We start from the raw sequence: 17,252 nt of genomic DNA, 5'->3' as shown, positions 1-17,252 counted from the left end.
GAAGTGCGGGAGAGAGCTCTGTGATCCGCATCCCCAACCGAGTCGGCCGCCGGCGCGGCCGATTCGCCACCCTGCTGCTGTCGCTGGTGATGGCCGGCGCCCTGACCGCCTGCGGCGGCGGCTCCGACGGCGACTCGTCGGACGACGCGGCACCCTCGGGCGGCTCGTCCGACGGCGCGTACCCGCGCACCATCGCGCACGACCAGGGCGAGACCGTCCTGGACGCCGCGCCCCAGCGGATCGTCGCCCTGGACAACAGCCTGGTCGAGGCCGTGGTCGCGCTGGACGGCAACCTGGTCGGCGGCATCTCCTCCTACCGCGACCTGGGCGGCTTCCCCGAGTACCTGGGCGACGCCGTCGCCGAGACCCAGGAGGTCGGCCCGCTGGAGAGCCCGAACCTGGAGCTGATCGCCACCCTCGAGCCCGACCTGATCATCTCGGCGACCATCCGCCACGAGGACCTCTACGACCAGCTCTCGGCGATCGCGCCCACCGTCTTCGTCGCGACCACCGGGCCGACCTGGAAGGACAACATCGGCCTGATCGCCGAGGCGCTCGGCGAGGAGGACAGCGCCGCCGAGCAGCTGGCCGCCTACGAGGCCAGGGCCACCGCGATCGGCACCGCGGTCAACGAGGAGTTGGGCGACCCGACGGTCTCCGTCGTCCGGTTCCTCGACGGCCCCACCCGCATCTACCTGCCCGCGACCTTCAGCGGGATCATCCTCTCCGACATGGGCCTGGCGCGGCCTGAGAACCAGCGGGATCCCGAGGAGTTCAACATCGAGATCAGCGAGGAGCAGATCGAACAGGCCGACGCGGACGTGCTGTTCTACACCTCCTACTCGGGCGGCGAGGAGCGGCGGGAGAGATTCCTCGCCAATCCCCTCTGGGAGCGCCTTACCGCCGTCCAGAACGGGCACGCGTACGAGGTCCGGGACGAGATCTGGATGACCTCCGTGTCGCTCCAGGGCGCCAACCAGGTGCTCGACGACATGGCGGAGATCTTCGGCGTGGACGACGCGCGGTAGCCCGCGCGCACGCGCGCCACGCGAAGGGGCCCGGACCGACCTCGGTCCGGGCCCCTTCGCGTGGACACGCCACCCCGCGAATCCGCCCACTCACCGACACTCAGGGACGAAACCGATACAAAGGACGAAGCCCATCAAACTCCAAGCCGGTTCAGGTGATTCTCAGATGATCGGTCGCATCCCCGTCCTCGACGTCCAGCCGCGCATCGACTGCGGGCGGCGCCCGGCGAAGGCCGTGCCCGGCGAGACGTTCCAGGTGACCGCCACCGTCTTCCGGGAGGGGGCGGACGCGGTGGGCGCCAACGTGGTGCTCCGCGACCCCAACGGCCGCGGCGGGCCCTGGACTCCGATGCGGGAGCTGGCCCCTGGCACCGACCGCTGGGGCGCCGAGGTCACGCCGAACAGCGAGGGCCGCTGGACCTACGCCGTGGAGGCGTGGGGCGATCCGGTGACCAGCTGGCGGGAGCGGGCGCTGATCAAGGTCCCGGCCGGCACCGACGTCGAACTCACCTTCGCCGAGGGCGCGGAGGTGCTGCGCCAGGCCGCCGCCGGGATCCCCAGGAACGCCGGCCGGGACGCCGTGCTGGCCGCCGCCGCCGCGCTGCTCGACACCGGCCTCCCGGACGACGAGCGGCTGGCCGCCGCCGCGGACCCGGCGGTGCTGGAGCCGCTGACCCGCCACCCGCTGCGCGAACTGCTCACCACCTCGCGCCCGATGCCGCTGGTGGTGGAGCGGGAGCGCGCGCTGTTCGGCTCCTGGTACGAGCTGTTCCCGCGCTCCGAGGGCGCGGTGGTGCGCCGGGGGGTGCCGCCGATCTCCGGCACGCTCCGCACCGCCGCCGAACGGCTGCCGGCAGTCGCCGCGATGGGCTTCGACGTCGTCTACCTGCCGCCGGTGCACCCCGTCGGCACGTCCTTCAGGAAGGGCCAGGGCGGCGCCCTGGCGGCCGACGCGGACGACGTCGGCTCACCCTGGGCCATCGGCTCGCCGGCCGGCGGCCACGACGCCGTCCACCCGGACCTGGGCACCGTCGAGGACTTCGACCACTTCGTCGCCGCGGCGGCCGGCGCCGGCCTGGAGGTGGCCCTGGACCTGGCCCTCCAGTGCAGCCCCGACCACCCCTGGCTCAAGGAACATCCCGAGTGGTTCCGCAGACGCGCCGACGGCACCGTGGCGCACGCCGAGAACCCGCCGAAGAAGTACCAGGACATCGTGCCGATCTCCTTCGACCAGGACTTCAGGGGGCTGGTCGACGAGACGCTGCGGCTGCTGCGTTTCTGGATGGCGCGCGGGGTGCGGATCTTCCGGGTCGACAACCCGCACACCAAGCCGGTGGTGTTCTGGGAGAAGGTGATCGCCGAGATCAACCGCACCGACCCGGACGTGATCTTCCTCGCCGAGGCGTTCACCAGGCCGGCGATGATGCACACGCTGGCCCAGATCGGCTTCCAGCAGTCCTACACCTACTTCACCTGGCGCAACACCAAGCAGGAGCTCACCGAGTACCTCACCGAGCTCAGCGGCCCCGCCAGCGCCTACATGCGCCCCAACTTCTTCGTCAACACCCCCGACATCCTGCACGCCTACCTCCAGCGCGGGGGGCGCGCGGCCTTCGAGACCCGCGCCGTGCTCGCCGCCACGCTCTCCCCGAGCTGGGGCATGTATGCCGGTTACGAGCTGTGCGAGGCCACCCCGGCGGGGCCGGACAGCGAGGAGTACGCGGACAGCGAGAAATACCAGCTCCGCCCCCGTGACTGGGACAAGGCGGACGCCCAGGGGCGCTCCCTCACCCCGCTGATCACCGCACTCAACACCCTGCGCCGTCGTCACCCGGCGCTGCGTCGCCTACGCGACCTGCACTTCCACCGGACCAACAACGAGCACATCCTGGCCTACTCCAAGCGCACCCGGACACCGCACGCCGACTGCGTACTGATCGTGGTCAACCTCGATCCCCACCACACCCACGAAGCGACGATCTCGTTGGACCTTGCGCAACTCGAAGGGTGCGGCCTCACGCCCGCGCAAGAGGGTGGCGCCGAGCCCTTCCCGGTGTGCGACGAGCTCACCGGAGCGACCTACCACTGGGGCAGGGACAACTATGTGCGGCTTGAGCCGGGCCGTGCGGATGCGTACGCCTCCTCGGCCCACATTCTGGCCCTGCGACCGTCCTCACAGACCGGAGGGTCACCCAACCATGAGCGTCAATGAGCCGGTCCTCGACATGTTCGAGGACACGCCAGCCCGCGAGCGAGACCCCGAGTGGTTCAAGCGAGCGGTCTTCTACGAGGTCCTCGTCCGCTCCTTCCAGGACAGCAACGGTGACGGCGTCGGTGATCTGAAGGGAATCACCGCCAGACTCGACTACCTCCAGTGGCTCGGCGTCGACTGCCTCTGGCTGCCGCCGTTCTTCAAGTCGCCGCTGCGCGACGGCGGCTACGACGTCGCGGACTACAACGACGTGCTCCCGGAGTTCGGCGACCTGGCCGACTTCGTCGAGTTCGTGGACGCCGCGCACCAGCGCGGCATGCGGGTCATCATCGACTTCGTCATGAACCACACGAGCGACCAGCACCGGTGGTTCCAGGAGTCCCGCCGCGACCCGGACGGGCCCTACGGCGACTACTACATGTGGGCCGACGACGACAAGCAGTACGGGGACGCCCGGATCATCTTCGTCGACACCGAGACGTCCAACTGGGCGTTCGACCCGGTCCGCAAGCAGTACTACTTCCACCGCTTCTTCTCCCACCAGCCGGACCTCAACTACGAGAACCCGGCGGTCCAGGAGGAGATCCTCTCCGCCCTCCGCTTCTGGCTCGACCTCGGCATCGACGGCTTCCGCCTCGACGCGGTGCCCTACCTGTTCGCGCAGGAGGGCACCAACTGCGAAAACCTTCCTGCCACCCACGACCTGCTGAAGCGGGTCCGCGCCGAGATCGACGAGCACTACCCCGACACCGTGCTGCTGGCCGAGGCCAACCAGTGGCCTGAGGACGTCGTCGACTACTTCGGCGACTACGACCGGGGGGGCGACGAGTGCCACATGGCGTTCCACTTCCCCGTGATGCCGCGGATCTTCATGGCGGTGCGGCGCGAGTCCCGCTACCCGGTCTCCGAGATCCTGGCCAAGACCCCGCAGATCCCGTCCCACTGCCAGTGGGGGATCTTCCTGCGCAACCACGACGAGCTGACCCTGGAGATGGTCACCGACGAGGAGCGCGACTACATGTACTCGGAGTACGCCAAGGACCCGAGGATGCGGGCCAACATCGGCATCCGCCGCCGGCTCGCCCCGCTGCTCGACAACGACCGCAACCAGATCGAGCTCTTCACCGCGCTGCTGCTCTCGCTGCCGGGCTCGCCGATCCTCTACTACGGGGACGAGATCGGCATGGGCGACAACATCTGGCTCGGCGACCGGGACGCGGTGCGCACCCCCATGCAGTGGACGCCGGACCGCAACGCCGGCTTCTCCTCCTGCGACCCCGGCCGGCTCTCCCTGCCGACCATCATGGACCCGATCTACGGCTACCAGGTCACCAACGTCGAGGCGGCGATGAGCTCGCCGGCCTCGCTGCTGCACTGGACCCGCCGGATGATCGAGATCCGCAAGCAGAACCCGGCGTTCGGGCTCGGCTCCTACTGCGAGCTGCCGTCGTCCAACCCGTCCGTGCTCGCCTTCCTCCGCGAGCACGGGGACGACCTGGTGATGTGCGTGCACAACTTCTCGCGCTTCTCCCAGCCCACCGAACTCGACCTGCGCACCTGGTCGGGCCGTGTTCCGGTGGAGCTGATCGGCGGCGTCCGCTTCCCGCCCGTCGGCGAACTCCCCTACCTGCTGACGCTGGCCGGCCACGGCTTCTACTGGTTCCGGCTCCGGCAGCCTCCCGAGGTGGGCCCCACGCCCACCGCCGTCCCCTGAGCGCACCAACGACCGTGGGCCGCAGCCATCCAGGCCGCGGCCCAGGGCCCCGTACCGGTGCGTCCCACCGCCATCCGGGCGCCTTTCGCCTCACCCCAACGGCCGTTCCTTCACGACACGTCCCGCACCGCCGGGCAACACCGGCCCCCATCCGGGACACTTCGGGACATATTTTGCCGCCCGGGGAAAGGACGCCATGCCGGAGAGTTCCTCGCCCCGAACGGTGCACGCCCGTCTCCCCCAGCTCTCCGCGCCGCACGGCAGCGCCCTGTTGCGCTCGCTGACCGGCCCGCTCGCCCGCTGGCTGCCACGGCAGCGCTGGTTCGCCGGCAAGGGCCGCCCGCTCAGCTCGCTCTCGCTGGTGGCCGCCACCGAGTTGCTGTCCTGCTCCGGCTCGGGTCCCGGGCCGGGGCTGCTGCACCTGCTGGTCCGCGCCCGACACGGCGCCGCCCGCGACGGCACCCCGGACGACTGCTACCAACTGCTGCTCGGCGTCCGCCCGGTGCTGCCGCCCGCCCTCTCCCCCGCGCTCGTCGGCCGCCCCACCGAGGGCCCGCTGCGCGGCCGGGCCGTCTACGAGGCGCTGCACGACACCCGGCTCGCCGCCCTGATGCTGGAGCGGCTGCGCGCCCCGGGGCGGCACGGCACCCTGAGCTTCGGCCGGGCGCCGGGCACCGCCATCCCCTCCGGGCTCACCGCCAGGATGCTCACCGGCGAGCAGTCCAACTCCTCGGTGGTCTACGGCGAGGAGCACATCCTCAAGCTGTTCCGCCGGGTCTCCCCCGGCGTCAACCCCGACCTCGAACTCCCGCTCGCGCTGGCCGAGGCCGGCTGCGCCCGAGTGCCGGCGCCCGCCGCCTGGTTCGAGGCGTCCTTCCCTGGCGCGGCGGCCCCCGAGCCGGACGCCGAGCCGCTGACCCTGGGCGTCCTCGTCCCCTACCTGGCCGGCTCGGCCGACGGCTGGCAGCTGGCGCTCGCCTCGCTCACCCAGCGCACCGACTTCTCAGGCGCCGCCCGCGCCCTGGGCCGGGCCACCGCCGAGGTGCACACCGCGCTGGCCGCCGCGCTGCCCACCGACCGGCTCGGCCGGCCGGAGTTGGAGGAGGCGGCGGCCGGCATGACCGAGCGGCTGACCGAGGCGGCCGCCGCCGTGCCGGCGCTGCGCCCCTACCAGTCGGGGCTGCGCCGCACCTACCGGGCCCTGGCCGACTACGCGGCACGCGGCGGCGAGTGCCAGGTGCAGCGGCTGCACGGCGATCTGCACCTGGGCCAGGTGCTGCGCACCGCGGAGGGCGAGGGCTGGTCGCTGATCGACTTCGAGGGCGAGCCGGCCCGCCCGCTCACCGACCGCCGCCGACCGGGGCCACCGGTGCGCGACATCGCCGGGATACTGCGGTCGTTCGACTACGCGGCCTGCCAGCACGGCACCGGCGGCTCCTGGGCCGAGTCCTGGTCGCGCGCCAACCGGGCCGCCTACTGCCGGGGTTACGCCGAGACCTCGGGCCGGGACCCGCTCGACCAGCTCGAGCTGCTGCGTGCCTACGAGACCGACAAGGCGGTCTACGAGGTGCTGTACGAGGCCAGGCACCGCCCGCACTGGCTGCACGTCCCGATGACGGCGATCCGCCGCCTCGCGGCCGCCACCGTCACCGTCGACTGACCTGGAGACTCCGCCGTGCCCCTGACCCCGTCGGACCTCAGGCTCCTCGCCCGGGGCCGCCACCCCAGGCTCTGGGACGTCCTCGGCGCCCACCCCACCCGCCACCGCGGGGTGCGCGGCACCCACTTCGCCGTCTGGGCGCCGAACGCCCGCCGGGTCGGCCTCGCCGCCGAGCGCAACGGCTGGGACGGCGCCGACACCCCGCTCGGCCGGCTCGGCGACTCGGGCGTCTGGGAGACGTTCGTGCCGGGCGTGGGCGCCGGCACGCGCTACAAGTTCGACGTGCTGGGCGCCGACGGCGGCCGTTCGCTGCGCGCCGACCCGATGGCCCGCCGCACCGAGAGGTCGCCAGGCACCGCCTCGGTGGTGCACGTGTCCCAGCACCGCTGGCGCGACGCGGCCTGGCTGGCCCGCCGCGCCGAGCGCGCCCCGCACGCCGGGCCGCTCTCCGTCTACGAGTTGCACGCCGGCTCGTGGCGGCCCGGCCTCGGCTACCGCGAGCTCGCCGCCGAACTCCCGCCCTATCTGCGGGACCTGGGCTTCACCCACGTCGAGCTGATGCCGATCGCCGAGCACCCCTACGGCGGCTCCTGGGGCTACCAGGTCACCGGCTACTACGCGCCGACCGCCCGTCTCGGCTCCCCCGACGACCTGAAGTTCCTGGTCGACGCGCTGCACCGGGCCGGCATCGGCGTCATCGTGGACTGGGTGCCGGCGCACTTCCCCAAGGACGACTGGGCGCTGGCCAGGTTCGACGGCACCCCCTGCTACGAGCACCCGGACCCGCGGCGGGCCGAGCACCCCGACTGGGGCACGCTGGAGTTCGACTACGGCCGCCCCGAGGTGCGCAACTTCCTGATCTCCAACGCCGTCCACTGGTGCGAGGAGTACCACCTGGACGGCCTGCGGGTGGACGCCGTCGCCTCGATGCTCTACCTCGACTACTCGCGCGGCGAGGGCGAGTGGACGCCCAACGCGGACGGCGGCCGGGAGAACCAGGACGCGGTGTCGTTCCTCCGCGACCTCAACGCCACCCTGCGCGCCCGCTGTCCAGGGGTGCTCACGATGGCCGAGGAGTCGACCGCCTGGGAGGGCGTCACCCGGCCGGTGACCGCCGGCGGCCTCGGCTTCGACCTCAAGTGGAACATGGGCTGGATGCACGACTCGCTCGGCTACCTCGCCCGCGACCCGGTGCACCGCCGCTTCCACCACGGCGAGATCACCCGCTCCCTCTCCTACGCCTGGTCGGAGCGGTACGTGCTGCCCGTCTCGCACGACGAGGTGGTGCACGGCAAGCGCCCGCTGGCGGCGAAGCCGCCTGGCGACTGGTGGCAGCGTCGCGCCACTCACCGCGCCTACCTGGCCTTCATGTGGGCCCATCCGGGCAAGCAACTGCTGTTCATGGGGCAGGAGTTCGCCCAGGGCACCGAGTGGTCGGACGTCGCGGGGCCGCAGTGGTGGGTGCTGGAGGACGACTGGCCGGCCGCCGAGGACCACCGGGGCGTCAGGCGGCTGGTCGGCGACCTGAACCACCACTACCGGGCCACCCCGGCGCTCTGGGAGCTCGACCACACCCCGGCCGGCTTCTCCTGGCTGGCCGCCGACCGCGCCGACGACAACGTGCTGGCCTTCCTCCGCCACCCGGCCGCCGGCCCGCCGCTGCTGGCCATCAGCAACTTCTGCCCGGTCGTCCGCGAGGAGTACCCGATCCCGGCCCCGCCGGTCATCCCGGCCTGGGCCGAACTCCTCACCACGGACGCGGAACGCTACGGCGGCAGCGGCCTCACCAACCCCGAACCGATCAAGCACCACGACGACGGCATCACCCTGACCCTCCCGCCGCTCACCACGGTGTGGCTGCGGCCCGCCTGACGAAACCCCTGACGAGGTGCCGAAAGCACCGGCCCGCAATCGGCTGGTGGCCAGCGGCCCAGGCGTCGAGGAGCGCCTCGGGCCACGGCTTCTCCAACGGCGTGCCCGCCCAGGGCTGCCGGGTGCGTCCCGGCGACATCCTGCGACCTGACCGGCGGCGTCGGCTCGCCCGCCAACGCGATCGCGCTGCGCTGCGCTGACGGGCTACGGCGCGCCGAACCAGCGGCGGGCGGTCTCGGTGAGCGAGGCCAGTTCGGCGGGGTCCGGGTGGCCGGCGTCCGTCGCCCAGGTCACATAGCAGTCGGGGCGCAGCAGCAGGGCGGTGATCCCGGGCTCTGGCGTCGTGGGGCGCGCGGTGACGACGTCCACCCGATCCTTCCACTCTGCCAACGCCGCACCGACGGCGCCGTGCTCGGTCAGGTCGAGCAGCAACGGGCGTGCGCTGTGGGTGAGTTCGGCGAGGCGCACGGCGCCGTTCCGGGTGTCGAGCCCGATCTCGGGCACGAACCGGCCGACCGCCGGGTGCGGCTCGGCCACCCCCATGTCGTAGCGGACGTCGGCGCCGGCGACGAGGTCGGCGAGGTGCTGGACGACGTCGCGCTGGCCGAGCAGTTCGGTGAACAGCTCGCGCAGCGCGGTGACGTCGCTGCCCGGCGCGGACAGCGCGGACTGTGCCTGCGCGTTGGTGACCATCCGGTCGGCGGCCCGCCGGCGCTCGGTCTGGTAGCTGTCGAGCAGCCCGGCGGGGGCGTCGCCGCGCAGTTCGGCGGCGAGCTTCCAGCCGAGGTTGACCGCGTCCTGGAGGCCGAGGTTGAGTCCCGGGCCGCCGCCGTCGGCGTAAACGTGGGCGGCGTCGCCGACCAGGAACACCCTGCGGTCCCGGTAGCGTTCGGCGACCCGGGTGTGGCCGGTGGTCAACCGGCGCAGCACCGGGTGCTCCTCGCCGACGGGCGGATCGAGCGGCAGGTCGGCGCCGAGCACGCGGCGTACGGAGGCGCGGAGTTCGTCGAGGCTCATGGGCGCGTCGGTCGCCGGCTGGTCCCATTCGGCGGTGCTGACCAGCGGCGGGTGGCCGGGGAACGGGGCGTAGGTGAGGGCGCCGCGCTCGGTGCGCAGCGGCAGGAACGGCGTGACGGGGCCGTGGCCCGGCACGTCGAGGGCGCCGGTCGTCGGGTCGACCCACTCCGCGGGGACGGTGACGTGCGCGGTTCGGCTGGTCCTCCGGTCGTAGCTGACGCCGGGGAAGCCGATCCCGGAGAGCTTGCGGGTGGCGCTGTGCGCGCCGTCGGCGCCGACGAGGTGGCGGGCCCGCAGCCGGTAGTCGCCGTCCGGCGCCGTGACGTCGACGGTGACGGCGTCGTCGTCCTGCGTCAGTCCGACGAGTCGGTGTCCGCGCCGGATCTCGACGCCGAGTTCGGCGGCGCGTTCCTCGAGGACCTGGACGATCCGCCGCTGGGGCACCGGCAGCGTGTACACCGGGCTGTCGGCCAGCAGGCCCAGGTCGAGGCCGAGCGCGGCGAACATGAAGTACCGCGAGTTGGGCTCCGGTGGCGTCGGGCCGCCGCCGAGCCGTTCGTGCAGCCCACGGTGGTCGACGAGGCGCACCACCTGTCCGACCAGGCCGTTGGCCTTCGGCTCCTCGCTCGGCTCCGGCAGCCGCTCCAGGACGACGGGGCGGACGCCGGCCAGGCTGAGTTCGCAGGCGAGCATCAGCCCGTTGGGGCCGCCGCCGGCTATGACGACATCGACGATCATCGGTACGCGCTCCTCTGGTGGGATGGGTAGGGCTGGAGAAGGGCAGGGGGAACCGCCGGGTGAACACCCGGGGGTGCGGATCGATCGGTGGGAGCGCTGGCGGCTACGGTGCGCGGAGGCCCACGGCCAGCCGCTCCAACGCCTCGGCCAGGACCGGGCCGACGGCGGTCGGCGGCTCGGCCGTCAGGCTGTGCGCGATGGCCACCGAACTGGCCGCGCTGACGACGGCGGCCACCAGCTTCGGATGGACGTCGTGGGCCGCTTCGGTGCCGGTGCGCTCGGCGACGGCCTCGGCCAACTCGCCCTGGGCGGCCGCGTTGGCCTTGACGATCTCGCCCTGGAGGGCGGGTTCGGCGAGCATCAGCCTGACCCCGTCCCGCCAGCGCCGCGCCTGCGGCGGCTCGGCGCCCCCCTGGGCGCCCTCGGCGCCGAACTCGGCCAGGACGACGGCGGTGACCGCGTCCCAGAGCGGCTCGGCCGCGGGGCGGGCGCGCAGCTCGTCGGCGACGCGCAGCATGCGCTCCACGTGGCTGGCGGCGACCGCCTCGGCCTTGCTGGCGAAGTAGTTGCGGAAGGTGCGCACCGAGACGTTCGCGGCGGCGGCGATGTCCTCGACCGTCACGTTCGCCCAGCCGCGCTCGACGCACAGCCGGATGGTGGCGCGGCTCAGCGCGACCCGGGTCTCTCGCTTCTTGCGCTCCCGCAGGCCGAGGGGAGCGTCGCCTTCCGGTGTCATGGGGACCACCGTAGCAAAACTTGCCGTGGCGGCAAAGTTTCCGCCACGGCAAGCTTTTCGTCGCGGATCAGACGGTCTCGCGGTAGTAGGGGTCGAGCACCTGGCCGACCCGCTTCTCCTCGTCGTAGGTGTAGACCTCGCGGCCCTCGACGAAGACCCGCAGCGCGCGGCTCATCACGTCGAGCGGGTCGCCCGACCAGATCACCACGTCGCCGTCGAGGCCCGGCTTCAGCGAGCCGACGCGGTCGTCGAGGCCCATGATCTCGGCCGGGTTGGCGGTGATGGTGCGGATCGCCTCGCCCCGGTCGAGGCCCTCCTTGACGCTCAGCGTGACCTGGTGCACCAGGAAGTTGATCGGCACCACGGGGTGGTCGGTGGTGATGGCCACCTTCACGCCGGCGCGGGCCAGGATGCCGGGGTTGGCCAGGGTGCGCTGCCGCAGCTCCACCTTGCTGCGGGTGGTGAAGAGCGGGCCGCTGATCACCGGGATCTCCCGGCGGGCGATCTCGTCGGCCATCAGGTGCGCCTCGGTGGCGTGGTTGATGACCACCCGGTAGCCGAACTCGTCGGCCAGCCGCAGCGCGGTGGCGATGTCGTCGGCGCGGTGGGTGTGCTGGCACCACGGCAGTTCGCCGTCGAGCACCCTGACCAGCACCTCCAGGCTGGGGTCGCGCTCGAACGGCTTGCCCTCGGTGGCCGCGTGGTCCCGCTTGGCCTGGTAGTCCTGGGCCCTGGTGAAGGCGTCCCTGAGCACCGCGGCCACGCCCTGCCGGGTGGATGGCAGTTGCTTCTTCTCGCCGTAGACCCGCTTGGGGTTCTCGCCGAGCGCGCTCTTCACGCTGACCGGCTGCCTGACCAGCATGTCGTCGACGGTGCGGCCCCAGCACTTCACGGCGACGGTCTGGCCGCCTATCGGGTTCCCGGACCCCGGCTTGATGACCGCGCTGGTGACGCCGCCGGCGAGGGCGTCGGCGAAGCCGGTGTCGGCCGGGTTGATGGCGTCCAGCGCCCGCATCCGGGCGCCGTTGGGGTCGGTCATCTCGTTGGTGTCCTGGCCGGCCCAGCCCTCGGCCTCCTCGTGGACGCCGATGTGCCCGTGCGCCTCGACGAACCCGGGCAGCACCCACTTCCCGGCCGCGTCGACGGTGGGCACCCCCTCCGGCACGGTGACCTCGGCGTCCGGCCCCACGGCGGCGATCTTCCCGCCGAGAACGAGCACGGTCCCACCCTCGACGGGCTCCCCGTCCACCGGCACGACATGACCTGATCTGATCGCGATATCCATGGCCGATGAACCTATCCCACGGCCTGGATCATCCTTTCTTCACCCCACTTGACCTGGCAGAATCGATTCTGGTGACCATTGTCCGGTTCTAGGATCAGAGGTGAGGTCCATGCCCCGCGAGGGAGACAGGAACACCGACATGACCATCGCCCCTGAGCGCCCCGTCACGCCCTTCGAGCCGGGTGCCGTCGATGTCACTCACACCCTCCTGGATCTCGCGGAAACCGTGTACCAGCACATGCCCGGCTACCGGCCGGAGATCATCGGAGGACAACTCACCGTGAACCCACCGGCAGACGGCGACCACGCCGTCTCGCTCACCGGCCTGACCCTGGCGTTGGCCGCCCTCCATGGCAAGGACTCCCGGGTCACCCAGGCCGTTGGGCTGTGGTTGCCCAACGGGGAGGACTTCGTGGTGCCGGACCTCGCGGTGGTCGACGAAGACTTCAGGGACCATCTGATCGCGTACAACTGCTACTCGCCCGGCATCTTCCGCATGGTGGTCGACATCACTTCGACGAACTACGCCAGCGACACCGTGGACAAGCCGCTCGCCTATGCGGGCGCCAAGGTTCCGGTGTACCTCATCGGCGACCGGAAGAACCGCGAGGCCGTACTGCTCACCGAACCCCGGCAGGGCACCTACCGGAGGCGAGCCGTCTACCGGCCAGGAGAGTCGTTCGCGCTGCCGGAGTCCGTCGGCGCCAAGATCGAGATCGAGGTCGACGCCCTGATTGGTCGGTCATAGGGGCCGAACTACGCTGAAGCCGTGATCAGCTATGACGACGTGAAGGCGGCGGGCGGTCGGATCGCGGGGCGGGTGCGGCCGGTGGCGGTGGCCCCGGTGGGTCCTGGGCGCTCGTTCGCGCTCGAACACCTCCAGCACACCGGCACGTTCAAGGCGCGCGGCGCGTTGAACTTCACCACGGCCCAGCTGGAGCGTGGTGAGATGCCGGCGGCCGGCATCACCATCGCCTCCGGCGGGAACGCGGGTCTTGCCTGCGCCTGGGCGGCCGGGCAGCGGGGGATCAGGGCGACCGTGTTCGTGCCGGAGACGGTGCCGGCGGTGAAGCTGGCCAGGCTGCGGGAGTTGGGCGCCGAGGTGCGGCGGGTCGGGCGGGAGTACGCCGAGGCGGCGGCCGCCTGCGCCGAGTTCGCGGCCGAGAGCGGGGCGCTGGCCTCGCACGCCTACGACCATCCGCTGATCGCCGCCGGCGCCGGCACGCTGCTCGACGAGATCGTCGCGGCCCGGCCGGCGGTCTCCACGGTGGTGGTCGCGGTGGGCGGCGGCGGCCTGTTCTCCGGGGTGGCGGCGGCCGCGGCGGCGCACGGGATCCGGGTGGTCGCCGTCGAGCCCGAGCACTGCCGCTGCCTGAACGCGGCGCTGGCGGCCGGCGAGCCGGTGGACGTGCCGGTCGACTCGGTCGCGGCCGACTCGCTCGGCGCCCGCCGGGTCTCGGCGGAGGCGCTGCGCTGGGCCGGGGAGCCGCACGTCGACTCGGTGCTGGTCCCGGACGAGGCCATCGTGGAAACCAGGCGCCGGCTGTGGCGCGACCACCGGCTCGCCGTCGAGCACGCCGCCGCGGCGGCCGTGGCCGGGGCACCGGAACCGGCGCCCGGCGAGGAGGTGTGCGTGGTGCTGTGCGGCGCCAACACCGACCCGGGTTCGCTCAGCGGCGAGGCCGCGACACCGCGGGAAGGGTGATGAGGACGCGCCCCGAGTCGAGGTCTATCGGGCCACGGCCGGGCTCGGCGTCGCCCTCCTCGTCCCTGGTGAGCTCCTGCCGCCGCCGCTCGTCGTGGGTGTGGCGGCTGCCAGGCAGGAACAGCGCCTCGATGACGTTCAGGACGTACATGCCGCCTCCCACCGCGACGACCGGCACGGCGGCCGCCTTTCCTCACGATAACCGCGGCCGGCCCGCGATCAACCGCCCAGCAGCCGCCGATCCCGCGCCGGCCTGGCGGCCGGCGCCCCGGGGGTCCCGGTGGCCTCCCGAGTGGTCGGGCCAAGCGGCCGGCCGTGCCGGATGGCGTTCCCCGCGTGGATCCCGAAGCCGACATCGCGCACGAATCGGGCCAGTGGTCGCAGCACCTGCTCCATCGAAGCCTCCCGACTATACTGATCTGTGAAGTTCCGATCTCGACCTTAGGTATACCGACCTGTGAAGTCAAGGGGGAATCCGATGTCTCAGGCCACGAGCGGCGCCGCCCGCGCCGACCGACTGACCCCGGGCGCCAGGCGCATCCTGGCCGTCGCCTCCGAGCTGTTCTACCGGCGCGGGATCCACGCGGTCGGGGTCGACACCATCGCGGCCGAGTCCGGCGTCACCAAGCGCACCCTCTACGACCGGTTCGGCTCCAAGGACGGCCTGCTGGTCGCCTACCTGGAGACCCGCGACCAGCGCTGGCGCGACCTGCTCGCCGAGCGCCTGGCGGCCGTCGGCGACGCCCCGGCGCGCCGGGTCCTGGTGCCGTTCGCGGTGCTGCCCGAGTGGCTCGGCGAGTCCGACCGGGGATGCAGCTTCATCAACGCCTTCGCCGAGCTGCCGGAGCCCGAGCACCCGGGGCGGCAGGTGATCGTCGCCGAGAAGAAGTGGCTGCGGGACCTGTTCCACCACGAGCTGACGGCGGCCGGCGCCGCCGACCCCGACCGGCTGGCCGTACAGCTGCTGAGCCTGCACGAGGGCGCGGTCGTCAGCTTCGCCATCGCCGACGAACCCCACGCCGCCGAAGCCGCCCACGCGGCGGCCGAGTCCCTCCTCGCCGCGGCACTCGCCGGAAAACCGGTGGCCTAGCCGGCCCGACCGGCGGGAGCGGGTACGACCGGTGGGTGACCCGGCCGCCGGACGGGCGGCGGGAGCGCACCGCCGCCGCGCAGGAACGCGAGGGTTCGCGTGCCGGACGAGCTGCCCGCGGCCGCCGGCACCCGCCGGCACGCGCCGGTGCCGGCGGGCCGGCCGCCGGACGGGCGGCCACACCGGCCGGTCGGCGGTCGGTGTGCGGTCGGTGTGCGGTCGACCACGAGTCCTTGCCCAACCGCGGCAAGATCCGCGCTCCGGGCGCGACCGGTGGGTGGCCGAGACCCTGGCGGGTCCCGAGCCACCGTTCACCGAACACGTCTGGTCACGGCCGACCGCGCCGTGACCCGGCCGCCGTCAGGCGGTGGGGGCCACCGCCGTGGCGGTCCGGCGGCGGAGGTGGGCCGCGCCGGCCGTCAGGGCCAGGGCGAGCGCCCCTGCGGTGAGGGCCGCGCTCACCCAGGGCGCTGAGTCGTAGCCGTGGCCGGCGTCGATGGCCAGGCCGCCGGCCCAGGGGCCGAGCGCCGCGCCGACGTTGAGCGCCGCGGTGGCGAAGCCGCCGCCGAGGCGCGGGGCCTCGGCGGCCTCGTAGAGGGCCCGCGCGATCAGCGTGGAGCCCACCGCGAACGACAGCGTGCCCTGGATCAGGATCAGCGGCACCACCGCCGCCGGCACGCCGGCCGTCAGGCCAAGCACCGCCCAGCCGGCGAGCAGGGCCACGCCGCCGCCCGCCAGCAGCGGCAGCGGCCGGGTGTCGGCGAACCGGCCGCCCAGCGTGACGCCGAGGAACGAGCCGATGCCGAAGAGCGCGAGCAGCGCCGGCACCCAGCCGTCGGCCAGGCCGGTCACCTCGGTGGCCAGCGGCGCGAGATAGGTGAAGGTGCAGAACGTCGCGCCGTTCACCAGCGCGCCGAGCAGCAGCACGACCAGCAGCCGGGGCCGCCGCAGCGCCCGCAGCTCACCGCGTGCGCCCCCCGTCACCGGGTCGGCGGCATCGCCTGGCACGGACCGCACGATGGCCACCACCGCCGGCACCGAGATCAGCGCCACCGCCCAGAACGCCGAGCGCCAGCCCCAGAGTTGGCCGAGCAGCGCGCCGCCCGGCACGCCGGCGACGCAGGCCAGCGTGACGCCGCCGAGCAGCACCGAGGTGGCCCGGCCCTTGGCGTCGGGCGCCGCCAGCGCGGCGGCGGTGGCCATGGCCACCGCCAGGAAGCCGGCGTTGGCCAGCGCCGCCACCACCCGGGTGGCGAGCAGCAGCGGATAGCTGGTGGTCACCGCGCCGACGACGTGCACGGCGAGGAAGGTGACCAGGAAGGCCAGCAGCGCGCGGCGGCGCGGCCAGCGCATCGACGCGACCGCCATCAGCGGCGCGCCGACGATCATCCCGACCGCGAAGGCCGAGGTCAGCGCCCCGGCGGCCGGCACCGAGACGCCGAGGTCCCCGGCGATGTCCGGCACCAGGCCGGCGAGCATGAACTCACTGGTGCCCTGGGCGAGTACCGCCAGGGCAAGGACATAGAGAAAGAACGGCACAGCGAAACCCCACAACCACGAAGCGGTGGATCGACAGGAGACGGCTACGCCGGCCATCCGGTGGTGGCAGAGGTGATCAACGGACGGATCACGGCCCGGGACGCCCCGCGACGGGGGCGGTGATGAGAACGCGGGCGGCCACCGGAGGACCGGTGGCTAGGGTCTGTCGGCTTCTGGGGTGAACACGATCGCCGACCCTACGAACTCGGGCGTGGCCTGTCCAATCGTTTACCCACCGGAGTCGGGGCCGGTGAGAGACTGATCGATGTGCAGGTCGGCATCCTCGGGCCACTCCAGGTCACCTCCTCCCAGGGCGACGCCGTCGCCCTGGGTGGCGCGCGGTTGCGGGCCCTGCTGATCCGGCTCGCCCTGGACGCCGGGTCGCCGGTGCGCGGCGAGACGCTGGCCGAGGCGCTGTGGGGCGAAGGGGACGCGGCGCCCGGCGACCAGGTCAACGCGCTCCAGTCCCTCGTCTCCCGGCTGCGCCGTGCCCTGCCGGAGCCCGGCCTGATCGTCTCCGAGCCGGGCGGCTACCGGCTGGCCGTGGCGCGGGACGCGGTGGACGCGGCCAGGTTCGAGCGGCTGGCCTTCGAGGGCCGGCGGGCGCTCGGCCGCGCCCGGCCGCCCCCGGCCGCCGGGCCGCTGCGCGGGGCGTG

14 protein-coding genes are annotated in these 17,252 nt (G+C 73.0%); 9 read left to right on the top strand and 5 right to left on the bottom strand.

Annotation, left to right across the window (positions count from 1 at the left end; translation table 11 throughout):
- Positions 1–20 precede the first annotated feature (20 nt).
- The 5 genes from ACYVPE_RS17480 (at position 21) to glgB (ending at position 8,486) form a co-directional block, all read left to right on the top strand.
- Complete coding sequence (locus ACYVPE_RS17480; RefSeq protein ID WP_461034541.1) at positions 21–1,028, top strand: ABC transporter substrate-binding protein; 1,008 nt, start codon at positions 21–23, stop codon at positions 1,026–1,028.
- 166 nt (positions 1,029–1,194) lie between these two features.
- Entirely contained in the window at positions 1,195–3,240 is a 2,046-nt protein-coding gene (locus tag ACYVPE_RS17475) for an alpha-1,4-glucan--maltose-1-phosphate maltosyltransferase (RefSeq protein ID WP_461034540.1), read from the top strand.
- Positions 3,227–4,954 (top strand): maltose alpha-D-glucosyltransferase, encoded by a 1,728-nt coding sequence (gene treS, locus ACYVPE_RS17470; RefSeq protein ID WP_461034539.1) that lies wholly within the window; start codon positions 3,227–3,229, stop codon positions 4,952–4,954. The genes ACYVPE_RS17475 and treS overlap by 14 nt, the downstream gene beginning before the upstream one ends.
- Before the next feature lie 196 nt (positions 4,955–5,150).
- On the top strand, positions 5,151–6,614 hold the full coding sequence (locus ACYVPE_RS17465; RefSeq protein WP_461034538.1) for a maltokinase N-terminal cap-like domain-containing protein: 1,464 nt from the start codon (positions 5,151–5,153) through the stop codon (positions 6,612–6,614).
- A 15-nt stretch (positions 6,615–6,629) separates the two neighbouring features.
- A complete protein-coding gene (gene glgB / locus ACYVPE_RS17460) occupies positions 6,630–8,486 on the top strand; it encodes a 1,4-alpha-glucan branching protein GlgB (RefSeq protein ID WP_461034537.1) in 1,857 nt (618 codons plus the stop codon).
- A 204-nt stretch (positions 8,487–8,690) separates the two neighbouring features.
- Here glgB and ACYVPE_RS17455 read toward each other — a convergent pair whose 3' ends face one another.
- The 3 genes from ACYVPE_RS17455 to ACYVPE_RS17445 form a co-directional block, all read right to left on the bottom strand.
- On the bottom strand, positions 8,691–10,241 hold the full coding sequence (locus ACYVPE_RS17455; protein ID WP_461034536.1) for an FAD-dependent monooxygenase: 1,551 nt from the start codon (positions 10,239–10,241) through the stop codon (positions 8,691–8,693).
- A gap of 103 nt (positions 10,242–10,344) precedes the next feature.
- Positions 10,345–10,977 (bottom strand): TetR/AcrR family transcriptional regulator, encoded by a 633-nt coding sequence (locus tag ACYVPE_RS17450; protein ID WP_461034535.1) that lies wholly within the window; start codon positions 10,975–10,977, stop codon positions 10,345–10,347.
- A gap of 67 nt (positions 10,978–11,044) precedes the next feature.
- A complete protein-coding gene (locus ACYVPE_RS17445; RefSeq protein ID WP_461034534.1) occupies positions 11,045–12,262 on the bottom strand; it encodes an amidohydrolase in 1,218 nt (405 codons plus the stop codon).
- Positions 12,263–12,371: 109 nt separating this feature from the next.
- Here ACYVPE_RS17445 and ACYVPE_RS17440 point away from each other — a divergent pair, with 109 nt between their 5' ends.
- Both ACYVPE_RS17440 and ACYVPE_RS17435 read left to right on the top strand, forming a co-directional pair.
- Positions 12,372–13,010: a Uma2 family endonuclease gene (locus tag ACYVPE_RS17440; RefSeq protein WP_461034533.1), complete on the top strand. Its 639-nt coding sequence runs from the start codon at positions 12,372–12,374 to the stop codon at positions 13,008–13,010.
- Between the two features lie 21 nt (positions 13,011–13,031).
- The gene (locus tag ACYVPE_RS17435; protein ID WP_461034532.1) at positions 13,032–13,967 is read left to right on the top strand and encodes a serine/threonine dehydratase; all 936 of its coding nucleotides are present in this window, start codon (positions 13,032–13,034) and stop codon (positions 13,965–13,967) included.
- On the opposite strand, the gene ACYVPE_RS17430 is transcribed toward ACYVPE_RS17435, so the two are convergent.
- Entirely contained in the window at positions 13,933–14,145 is a 213-nt protein-coding gene (locus ACYVPE_RS17430) for a DUF6191 domain-containing protein (protein WP_461034531.1), read from the bottom strand. The two genes, ACYVPE_RS17435 and ACYVPE_RS17430, sit on opposite strands and share 35 nt — an antisense overlap.
- 300 nt (positions 14,146–14,445) lie before the next feature.
- Here ACYVPE_RS17430 and ACYVPE_RS17425 point away from each other — a divergent pair, with 300 nt between their 5' ends.
- Positions 14,446–15,057 (top strand): TetR/AcrR family transcriptional regulator, encoded by a 612-nt coding sequence (locus tag ACYVPE_RS17425; RefSeq protein ID WP_461034530.1) that lies wholly within the window; start codon positions 14,446–14,448, stop codon positions 15,055–15,057.
- Positions 15,058–15,417: 360 nt separating this feature from the next.
- Here ACYVPE_RS17425 and ACYVPE_RS17420 read toward each other — a convergent pair whose 3' ends face one another.
- Entirely contained in the window at positions 15,418–16,596 is a 1,179-nt protein-coding gene (locus tag ACYVPE_RS17420; RefSeq protein WP_461034529.1) for a Cmx/CmrA family chloramphenicol efflux MFS transporter, read from the bottom strand.
- Between the two features lie 267 nt (positions 16,597–16,863).
- Here ACYVPE_RS17420 and ACYVPE_RS17415 point away from each other — a divergent pair.
- A partial coding sequence (locus ACYVPE_RS17415) for an AfsR/SARP family transcriptional regulator (protein ID WP_461034528.1) occupies positions 16,864–17,252 on the top strand: 389 nt, incomplete at its 3' end.

This window comes from Streptomyces mayteni (genome assembly GCF_054783955.1).
The sequence above is the reverse complement of the archived record's forward strand: the minus strand, read 5'-3'. Positions and strand labels throughout refer to the sequence as shown.

Excerpts from the sequence above, each read along its gene's own strand:
- ACYVPE_RS17475 (WP_461034540.1), top strand. The coding sequence starts at position 1,195 with ATGATCGGTCGCATCCCCGTCCTCGACGTCCAGCCGCGCATCGACTGC.
- treS (WP_461034539.1), top strand. The coding sequence starts at position 3,227 with ATGAGCGTCAATGAGCCGGTCCTCGACATGTTCGAGGACACGCCAGCC.
- ACYVPE_RS17465 (WP_461034538.1), top strand. The coding sequence starts at position 5,151 with ATGCCGGAGAGTTCCTCGCCCCGAACGGTGCACGCCCGTCTCCCCCAG.
- ACYVPE_RS17455 (WP_461034536.1), bottom strand. The coding sequence starts at position 10,241 with ATGATCGTCGATGTCGTCATAGCCGGCGGCGGCCCCAACGGGCTGATG.
- ACYVPE_RS17450 (WP_461034535.1), bottom strand. The coding sequence starts at position 10,977 with ATGACACCGGAAGGCGACGCTCCCCTCGGCCTGCGGGAGCGCAAGAAG.
- ACYVPE_RS17445 (WP_461034534.1), bottom strand. The coding sequence starts at position 12,262 with ATGGATATCGCGATCAGATCAGGTCATGTCGTGCCGGTGGACGGGGAG.
- ACYVPE_RS17440 (WP_461034533.1), top strand. The coding sequence starts at position 12,372 with ATGCCCCGCGAGGGAGACAGGAACACCGACATGACCATCGCCCCTGAG.
- ACYVPE_RS17425 (WP_461034530.1), top strand. The coding sequence starts at position 14,446 with ATGTCTCAGGCCACGAGCGGCGCCGCCCGCGCCGACCGACTGACCCCG.